Here is an 8,544-nt window from a genome sequence, read left to right as displayed (position 1 = left end):
TCAAGGTGCTGGAAGTCGACAAGCAGGGCCGTATCCGCCTGTCGATGAAGGCCGTCGAAGAAGGCGAAGGCGCTTCGGCCGAGTAATCCGCCAACGGCGTACTACTCTGTGATTAAAAAAAACGGGCCTCGGCCCGTTTTTTTTTATGCGTCGCTTTCTTCTTCGTTCCCGTCGTCGCCGTCGTGCCCGCGCCACCACACGGTGCCTTCCACCGGTCCGCTCACCACCACCTGCCGGTGCTCGATCGCATCGACCCGACGCCCGGGACCCGCTGCCGCCCAATCGGCCAGCAGCCGCTGCACGGCCGCCTTGCCCTGCGCCCCGATGCCCAGGTGGCGGTCCATTGTCCAGTCGTCATTGCGGGCCTCGCCGTCGCGGTGCTCGCCCGCCTCATGCGGTACGCCGTAACTGCAGCGCAGGCAGAGATGCCGGATGGAATGCGTCCAGTCCTCGACGAAACCGATTCCCGGCAGCTGCGCGTTCTCCAGCGCAGTGGCGTCTTCGAACGTGGGGCAACGGACGAACGCGACGAAGGTCTGGTGATCCGACCGTTGCAGGGTCTGCAGCACGTTGAACACCGGCACCGTCTTGCCATTGAGGGCGCGCTCGCCGGTCACCGCGCCGTCGTGCAGCACGATGTCGAACAGCCGGTGGCCACTCTCCGGCAGGGGCACGTTCAACAGCTGCGCGCGCACTATGTCGATCCGGCGCGCGAACACCGTTTCGCCATTGCCCCATGGATTGAGGCGGACGCTGACCGTGCCGAAATTGGTTTCAATCGGGCCTTCGCCATCGGGCACGGTCATGCCGCAGCGCGCCCACTGGCGACGGGCTTCGGCCCAGTCGCCGAGCGCGGTGGCGGCAATGCCGGCGTTCCACGCCGACGCCTCGTCGAACGTCTCTTCCAGCTGCTGCGCACGCAGGTTGTGGGCGAGGGATGCCGGCCAGTCGCGCAGGTATTTGTGCGCCAGTCCGCGCATGTAGTGCAGGTGCGCGGCCTCGGGCCGGAGCTCGCTCAGCTCACCGAACAGCGCGCTGGCCTCGCGCAGTTCACCGTTGTCGAAATGGGCATAGGCGCGATCACGGAGATCGTCGAATGCAGCGCTGTCGATGGTTTCGGCGTTGTCGTCCATGTAGGTCATCGCAATGGGCAGGGCTAGACGATAGCCTGCCGGACCATCGCCACGCCATGGCCCGATGCCGCCCTGGCGGGCTGCTGCAGGTTGTCCGGAGGACAGATTCGCAGGACATGCCACAACGCCGTGCCGTGGCTTGGTAACGTTGGCGAAGTCCTGATCCACGGAGTTGCCATGTCCCGTTCCATCGTCTCGTTGCTGGGGGCGGCGATCATTGCCGCGCTGCCGCTCACCAGCCATGCTGCGCCCGCCCCGGACGCCGTGATCGGGGCCTACTACCCGGGCGGGTCAGCCGAACGCTACCCGGTGGCCGCGATCCCGGCCAACACGCTCACCCACCTGTTCTACGCCTTCGCCCGCATCGAAGACGGCCGCTGCGTGGTGGACGACGCCGCACCGGCACACTTCAAGGCACTGGCCGAACTCAAGCGCGCGCACCCGCAGCTGCACAGCATGATCTCCATCGGCGGCTGGAACGCAGGCGGCTTCTCCGATGCGGCGCTTACCCCTGAAAGCCGCGAACGCTTCGTGCGTTCCTGCGTGGCCATGTTCTTCGAGCAGCATCGCGGCAGTTTCGACGGCGTGGATATCGACTGGGAATTCCCGGTGTCCGGCGGCCCGCTCGAGATCACCGACCGCCCGGAAGACCGCCACAACATGACCCTGCTGGTGCGGGAGTTCCGCCGCCAGCTCGACGCACTGGACGGCGGCAAGGGCCCGCACCGCCAGCTTACCGCTGCGCTGCCGGCCGGCCGCGTGCAGACCGACGGGCCCTATGATCCTGCGCTCAGCTACGAGCTGGAAGCGCTGGGCAGGGAACTCGATTTCATCAACCTGATGAGCTACGACATGGGCACCGGCTTTTCCAAGGTGTCCACCTTCAACGCGCCGCTGCGCGAAGTGCCGCAGGACCCGCTGGCGAAAGAGCAGCGCCGGTGGAACAGCGTGGAAGGTGCGGTGAAGTTCTACCGCGACCACGGCGTGCCGGCCGACAAGCTGGTCCTGGGCGTGCCGTTTTACGGACGCGGCTTCAACGTCACCGGCGCGGGCGCCGATGGCCTGTACCAGCCGTACAGCGCACCGTTCGACGCCGGCGACTGGCGCCGCATCAAGGCCGAGTTCCTCGGCAAGCCCGACTGGCAACGCCATTGGCACCCCGTCGCGCAGAGCCCGTGGTTGTACAACCCGGCACAGAAGGTGTTCATCAGCTACGAAGACCCGCAGTCGATCGGCATCCGCGCTGAATTCGCCAGTGAGCAAAAGCTGCGTGGTGTGTTCACCTGGGAACTGACGGGAGATGATGACCAAGCCAGCCTTCTGAAGGCCATGGCCGCCCCCTTCAAGTGAGAGCGATGCAAGTGGCCGGTAGAGTCGGTTCCCAAACGACTGCCGATAGCACTGATCGGCAGGGCGACGCATGACCAACGAACGGAGACGTCCGGAAACGCTCGATCTCGATTGAAGGTCATGCGTTACCCGCGCAATCGCTGCTATCGGCAGTCGTTCGGGAACCGACTCTACCGGCGGATTGCACCCGGGTAGCCGGGTTGTAACGCCCCCGCCGGGCCTGCACTATGTTGCCGCATGACTATCGTCCGGCTGCTAGATCTGCACATCGACCGTGCCCTGCAACAGGTGCGGCGCGGCGACGTGGTGCTGCCGGTCAGTGGGCTGAGCTGGCGCCTGTTTGACTGCCTGCTGGATCACGACACCGCCGTCGTGTCGTTCGACACCTTGGCGCAACAAGTGTGGGCCCCGGCGGTGGTGGGCGAGGACGCGATCAGCCAGCGGGTGAAGCTGCTGCGCCAGGCACTGGGGGATGACAGCCGCAAGCCGCGATACATACGCTCCGTGCGCGGTCGGGGTTACCAGCTCTGCGCGCCCGTGCAGGCTTGTGCGGATGAAGCCCCGCAGGCCGCTGCCGCGGCGGAACCGCAGCGGCAGCGGCGTTGGGCCTGGGCAATCGCTGCCGCAGCTGCAGCCGCTTGCGCCGTCGTCGTTGCGATTGTTGCCTTGCTACCTGGCAACGCGACCCGCTCGCCGGCTGACCCGGTGCTGGAACGTGCCGGTTATTACGCCGGCATCGGCCAGGCGACCAACAACGAGCGCGCCATCGCGCTTTACCGCCAGGCCCTGCAGATCGACCCGGATTCCAGCACCGCACGGCGCGGATTGGCGCGTGCATTGGCGGCCGACGCCTGTCTGTTCAACGGCAAGCCGGGTAATGCACAAGAGGCGCTGCGGCTGGCCGGACAGGAGCTGCGTGCTGCGCCGGACGATGCCGCCGCGCATGCGTTGCGCGGCTACGCGCACGATTGCCTCGGGGCGATGCCGCAGGCGATTGCCGATTACCAGCAGGCACTGCTGCGCGACCCAGACGACGAACGCACCCGCGCTTCGCTGGCCTATCTGCAGCAGGAGCAGGGCCACCTGGCGTTGGCGCTCGAGGCCAACCTCGCGCTGCGAGCGCCCGAGCGGATCCGCTTCCGCGAGGTCCAGGTCGCGCGCGAACTGGAGCTGCTCGGATTCACCGACGTTGCCGCACGACGCCATGCGCGCAACTTCCAGCTGTATCCGGACAACGTCTTCAGCAATATCGCGTGGCCGCGTGCCCTGATGAACATGGGCGAGCAGGACAAGGCACGGCAGGCGCTTGATCAGGCCCTGGCGCGTGGCACCCCACATCCGCAGCTGCTGCGCCTGCAGGGCGAACTGCTGCTGATGAGCGGCGACCCGCAGGGCGCTGCCGAGGCGTTCGAGCGCGGCCGCCTGCTGCGCCCGCTGCAGTCGATGGGGCAGACCTTATCGGGCCTGCATCGCGGTGGTGGCAGCCCGGCCGGAGAGTGGATCTCCGCCCGGCTCACCGAGCTGAAGGGGCAGTCTGACGATGGCTGGTCGGATGCGGCGCTGGAGCGTGCGCTGCTGCACCAGGCGCAGGGCGATGCCGATGCAGCGATCGCCGACCTGCATCGTGCGGTGGATGCCGGCTTTCGCGATGCGGCATGGCTGCGGGTGACCCCGCTGTTCGCGCCGCTGCGGCAGGCGCCCGGATGGGAGCGCCTGCTGGCCCGTATCGAGGACGACGTGGCCACGCAACGGGCGCAGGTGCTGGCAGCAACCTGGCGCCCGAAGGACCTCGACGGCCTCAGCGCAACGCCGGCAACAGGAAATCGGTGAGCACGCGGCGCGACTGCGGATGGGCGTAGCTGCGGTTGTAGGCCTTGCTGCTGACCACCGCGACCAGCTTCTTCTCCGGCATCACGAACACGTAGTTGCCGCCGTTGCCCGACATCGCCCATACCCTGGTTTCGCGGCCGTCCACCGGCAGCTTCAGGCCCCACCACTGGTAGCCATAGTCGCTGCCGTCGTCGGCCTGCGCCTGCGGGCTCACCATCGCAGACACGAACCCGGCGGGAACGAGCTGCTTTCCCTGCCAGCTGCCACCGGCCAGCACCAGTTCGCCCAGTCGCGCCAAGTCGCGGCTGCGGTAGCGGGTGCCGCCGCCGCCCATGCCGATGCCTTCGGGTGACCGGTTCCAGTGGCTGGTGGTGATACCGAGTGGGCGTTCCAGGGCCTGCGCGGCATAGTCGGCCAGTGGCATCTTCGTCGCCCGTTCCACCACCGCACCCAGTACGAAGGAATTGGCCGTGCAGTAGGCGTGCGCGCGGCCCTGCGGACTGTCTTCAGGCCGGCGCATCCACGGCGCGAAACCCTTCACGGGCAATGACAGCGCGAAGTCCAGCCAGCGCTCGGTGACGTACATGCGCTCTTCGTTGCCGCTGGAGAATTGGTTCTGGTCATCGCACTCCCAGAGGCTGCTCATGGTGAGCAGGTCTTCCACGGTGGTGCCCAGCAGGCGCGGGTCCACGCGGTGCTGGGCAGTGAATTCGGGGAAGTAGTCGTAGACACGGGCCTGCACCCCCGGCAGGTAGCCGTCGCCGATGGCTGCCCCGACCAGCAGAGCGGTGACGCTCTTGCTGGCCGAGCGCACGTCGTTCAGGGTTTCGGCATCGGCGCCGTTGAAGTAGCGCTCGTAGGCGACCTTGCCGTCGACCAGCAACAGCACGCTGGTGACCTGCTTGATCTCGTCGCTGGCAACGGCGGCCTCCAGCGCCGCGAGCGGCGCGGGGTCCAACGGCGGCGGCGCGGCCAGCGCGGCGAGCGGCAGCCACGTGCAGAGTGACAGGACCAGCGCGGCGAAACGGCGGGCGGGGCAGGGCATGGTGGAGCTCCTTGGATGTGGAGCTCCACTACGCCATCACGGCGCCTGAAGTGCTGGAAAAGCGCCTGAAGAATTCTGAAAGCCAGGCTCAGGCCCGGGCGAGGGCCCACACGCTGTTTTGATCGCCCTGCACCGCACGGCGACGGGTGGCACGCGCCATTGCCGCAAACCCGATCGCCATCGCCAAGGCCACGCCATCTACCCAGAACAACGGCCAATAACCGTTCGCGGCGCTGGTCCACAACCACAGCCCGCTCATCACGCCGTGCACCACCGGGATCAACGCGGTGACCACCGCCGCCGCCCACAGCAGCTCCACGGCGGCCTTGGCGGGCGCGCGCAGCGCCGCCCACAGGGCGCAGCCGCCCCACACCAGGAAACAGGTCCAGCGCATGCCGGCGTCGGCGTGCGCCGGTGCCAGGTGTTCCAGCAGCTGCACGCTCACGAACGCGGCCGACACGGCCACGCACAGCCCGATGCACACCCCCACCGTGGCCCGCGCCATGTTCACCTGTGCGCGGCCCTGCTGGACCTGGCGGCGCTTGCGGCGCGACTCGATCCACAGCAGGTTGCCCGAATAGAACAGGAACGCCCCGCCAAGCCCGAGCACGAAGTACAGCCACGGCACCAGGCCGTTGCCGAACTCGCCGAAGTGAAGCGCATACGCCGCTGCGAGTGTCGCGTGGTTGGCGTCGCGCTGGCCCGGCAGCTGGGTGTGCAGGACCTCGCCGGTGTTAGCATCCATCGCCACCGCACCCAGCGGGCCCAGCGACACGCCGCCGTCGCCGGTGATTTCGATCACCGCGTTGGCGTCGCCGGCATTGGCCAGTTTCAGGTAGGCCGGCTCGAAACGCTGCTGGCCCATCTCGTTGGCCACCGCGATCGACCGCGCATGCAGCATCGCCAGGCTGCCGGCGCGGACCGGTTCATTGGCGGGCGCGCGGATCGGGGCGGTGTCGGTGGCACCGGGAATCGCCGCCAGCAGCTTGCCGTCGTAGATCAGCGGGTTGAGCGCGGCCATCTGCAGGAACATCAGGCACAGCAGCGCACCGGTCACCGCGAACAGCAGGTGGAACGGCAGGCTGAGCACGCCGATCACGTTGTGCGCGTCCTGCCACATCTGCTTCAGGTTGCGGCCCGGGCGCAGCGCGAACAGGTCGCCGACCAGCTTGGGCAGGTGGATCACCAGCCCCGACAGCAGCGCCAACCCGTACAGCAGGCTGACCACGCCCATCAGGTAGATGCCGGCGACCGGCAGCCCCAGCGTGTAATGCAGCTCGTTGACCAGCTCGGCCAGCCCGGCCTGCGGCGGGGTGGGACTGCCGTCCACATGGTCGGCCCAGGCGAACAGCCAGGTGCCCTTGGCGTCCTGCCAGTACGCGATCGACTGCGGCGTCTCCGCGCCGGGGAAGGTCATGCCGATGTGCTTGCGCGCGTCCGGATGCCTGGCCAGCACGCCATCGAGCAGGCGCTGCGCATCGTCCAGGGTCTGCGCCGGCTGGTCCATCCCTTGCGGCGACTGCCACAGCGGCAGGTCGTGGTGGAACACGGTGATCGCGCCGGCGTAGAACGCCACGAACAAGGCAAAGCCGGCCACCAGGCCGACCCAGGTGTGCAGCGTGGTGAAGGTGCGCAGGGTGAGCGAACTGAATTTCATCGAATAAACCTCACTGCACCCAATCGAAGTGGCGCAGCAGCCACAACAGGCCGAAGCCGAACGCGGCGCTGGCGCTGAGCCACAGCCACGCGCGCAGCCCGGTACGGAACGCGAATGCCCACAGCACGGCCAGCATCCACAGCGGAATGAAGGCGACCATGCTCGGCACGATCACCGACTGCCACGGACCCGGCGGCAGCCAGGTGATCAGCCCCGCGGCCGCCGCCGCCACGAAGAAGCCAGCCAGCAGGCCGGCGAGCGCACGTGCCCACATCAGCGTCGCACCTCTGCCGCGGGCCGCGTCCAGGCGGCCAGGTAGGGCAGCGCCAGCGCAGTCAGCATCCAGATCCCCAGCGTGACGCAGAAGCCGGTGGCCAGCCCGAGCTGGCCCATCCACAGCCACAGCGCGGTGGCCGCAGCCACCAGCCCGAGCTGGCGACCCAGCCGGCCGGCGCGGCGCAGGCGCGGCCAGCGGCAGTGCGGCGAGGCGGCGTAGAAGGCCAGCGCTGAAAAGGCCGACGCGGCGCCGGCCAGCGCGCAGTACAGCAGGGCCAGGGCGTCAGCGCTCAGCATGGGGGTGCTGCGCAGGGCAGGGTCGTGCGGGCCGAGGGGGCGGCGCAGGGCATGGGAGAATCCTTGGAAAGGAAGGCAGGCCGGGCGAGGCGGCAACCTGCGCATGGTAATCATTGCTGTTTTCAATCGCCATACGGCCCGATTCAGGCGGGGCAGGATTGGGCATCCCCCGGCGTTTGGTTTAAGATCGACCCCATCCACCTCGAGGCAACAAGGTGACCCGCGCTCCGCGCCGGTCCAGCGTGCGACATGAGCACTACCACCGCCCAGCGCTGAACGTCCCGACGGCCCCCTGACAGGCGCCTTCGTGGCGCTTTTCTTTTATCCGGCCGGCGCTTCCGGACACCCTCGACCCCTGTTTCCCCGGCCTGCACCCAGGCCCCCCGAGCACAAAGCCAGAGCCATGATTGCGATCACGCTTCCCGACGGCAGCCGCCGTGAGTTCGAAAACCCCGTCAGTGTCATGGACGTCGCCCAGTCGATCGGTGCCGGCCTGGCCAAGGCGACCATCGCCGGTGCCGTGGACGGCACCCTGGTCGATGCCAGCGACGTGATCGACCACGACGCGAGCCTGCGCATCATCACCGCCAAGGACGAGGAGGGCGTGGAGATCATCCGCCATTCCTGTGCCCACCTGCTCGGCCACGCGGTCAAGCAGCTGTACCCGGACGTGAAGATGGTGATCGGCCCGGTCATCGCCGAAGGTTTCTATTACGACATCCAGTCCGAGCGTCCGTTCACCCCGGACGACATGGCCGCCATCGAAAAGCGCATGGGCGAGCTGATCGCGCAGGACTACGACGTGATCAAGAAGGTCACCCCGCGCGCTGAGGTCGTGGAGATCTTCAAGGCCCGCGGCGAAGACTACAAACTGCGCCTGATCGAAGACATGTCGCCGGACATCCAGGCGATGGGCATGTACTACCACCAGGAATACGTGGACATGTGCCGCGGCC

At 67.8% G+C, this 8,544-nt stretch carries 8 protein-coding genes; 3 read left to right on the top strand and 5 right to left on the bottom strand.

Translation table 11 applies throughout. From position 1 onward, the window contains the following. Positions 1-143 precede the first annotated feature (143 nt). Positions 144-1,133, bottom strand: coding sequence for a hypothetical protein (locus RYM47_RS19555; RefSeq protein WP_315390185.1), 990 nt, complete (start codon positions 1,131-1,133; stop codon positions 144-146). A 177-nt stretch (positions 1,134-1,310) separates the two neighbouring features. On the opposite strand from RYM47_RS19555, the gene RYM47_RS19550 reads away from it, so the two are divergent. Both RYM47_RS19550 and RYM47_RS19545 read left to right on the top strand, forming a co-directional pair. Next, positions 1,311-2,483, top strand: coding sequence for a glycoside hydrolase family 18 protein (locus tag RYM47_RS19550; RefSeq protein ID WP_315390183.1), 1,173 nt, complete (start codon positions 1,311-1,313; stop codon positions 2,481-2,483). Positions 2,484-2,720: 237 nt separating this feature from the next. Next, positions 2,721-4,313, top strand: coding sequence for a winged helix-turn-helix domain-containing protein (locus tag RYM47_RS19545; protein ID WP_315390181.1), 1,593 nt, complete (start codon positions 2,721-2,723; stop codon positions 4,311-4,313). On the opposite strand, the gene RYM47_RS19540 is transcribed toward RYM47_RS19545, so the two are convergent. The 4 genes from RYM47_RS19540 to RYM47_RS19525 form a co-directional block, all read right to left on the bottom strand. Next, positions 4,282-5,358 (bottom strand): serine hydrolase, encoded by a 1,077-nt coding sequence (locus tag RYM47_RS19540; protein ID WP_315390179.1) that lies wholly within the window; start codon positions 5,356-5,358, stop codon positions 4,282-4,284. The genes RYM47_RS19545 and RYM47_RS19540 overlap by 32 nt on opposite strands. 88 nt (positions 5,359-5,446) lie before the next feature. Beyond that, entirely contained in the window at positions 5,447-7,015 is a 1,569-nt protein-coding gene (locus tag RYM47_RS19535; protein WP_315390177.1) for a PepSY-associated TM helix domain-containing protein, read from the bottom strand. Positions 7,016-7,025: 10 nt separating this feature from the next. Beyond that, entirely contained in the window at positions 7,026-7,289 is a 264-nt protein-coding gene (locus RYM47_RS19530; RefSeq protein ID WP_315390175.1) for a hypothetical protein, read from the bottom strand. Further along, a complete protein-coding gene (locus RYM47_RS19525) occupies positions 7,289-7,588 on the bottom strand; it encodes a hypothetical protein (protein ID WP_315390173.1) in 300 nt (99 codons plus the stop codon). The genes RYM47_RS19530 and RYM47_RS19525 overlap by 1 nt, the downstream gene beginning before the upstream one ends. 403 nt (positions 7,589-7,991) lie before the next feature. Between RYM47_RS19525 and RYM47_RS19520 the strand changes: the two genes are divergently transcribed. After that, positions 7,992-8,544: TGS domain-containing protein (locus RYM47_RS19520; protein WP_315390171.1), on the top strand; the 553-nt coding region annotated here is incomplete at its 3' end.

The organism is uncultured Stenotrophomonas sp. (assembly GCF_963519125.1).
GTDB lineage: Bacteria > Pseudomonadota > Gammaproteobacteria > Xanthomonadales > Xanthomonadaceae > Stenotrophomonas.
The sequence above is the reverse complement of the archived record's forward strand: the minus strand, read 5'-3'. Positions and strand labels throughout refer to the sequence as shown.

Excerpts from the sequence above, each read along its gene's own strand:
- RYM47_RS19540 (WP_315390179.1), bottom strand. The coding sequence starts at position 5,358 with ATGCCCTGCCCCGCCCGCCGTTTCGCCGCGCTGGTCCTGTCACTCTGC.
- RYM47_RS19545 (WP_315390181.1), top strand. The coding sequence starts at position 2,721 with ATGACTATCGTCCGGCTGCTAGATCTGCACATCGACCGTGCCCTGCAA.
- RYM47_RS19550 (WP_315390183.1), top strand. The coding sequence starts at position 1,311 with ATGTCCCGTTCCATCGTCTCGTTGCTGGGGGCGGCGATCATTGCCGCG.
- RYM47_RS19530 (WP_315390175.1), bottom strand. The coding sequence starts at position 7,289 with ATGTGGGCACGTGCGCTCGCCGGCCTGCTGGCTGGCTTCTTCGTGGCG.
- RYM47_RS19535 (WP_315390177.1), bottom strand. The coding sequence starts at position 7,015 with ATGAAATTCAGTTCGCTCACCCTGCGCACCTTCACCACGCTGCACACC.
- RYM47_RS19555 (WP_315390185.1), bottom strand. The coding sequence starts at position 1,133 with ATGGACGACAACGCCGAAACCATCGACAGCGCTGCATTCGACGATCTC.
- RYM47_RS19525 (WP_315390173.1), bottom strand. The coding sequence starts at position 7,588 with ATGCTGAGCGCTGACGCCCTGGCCCTGCTGTACTGCGCGCTGGCCGGC.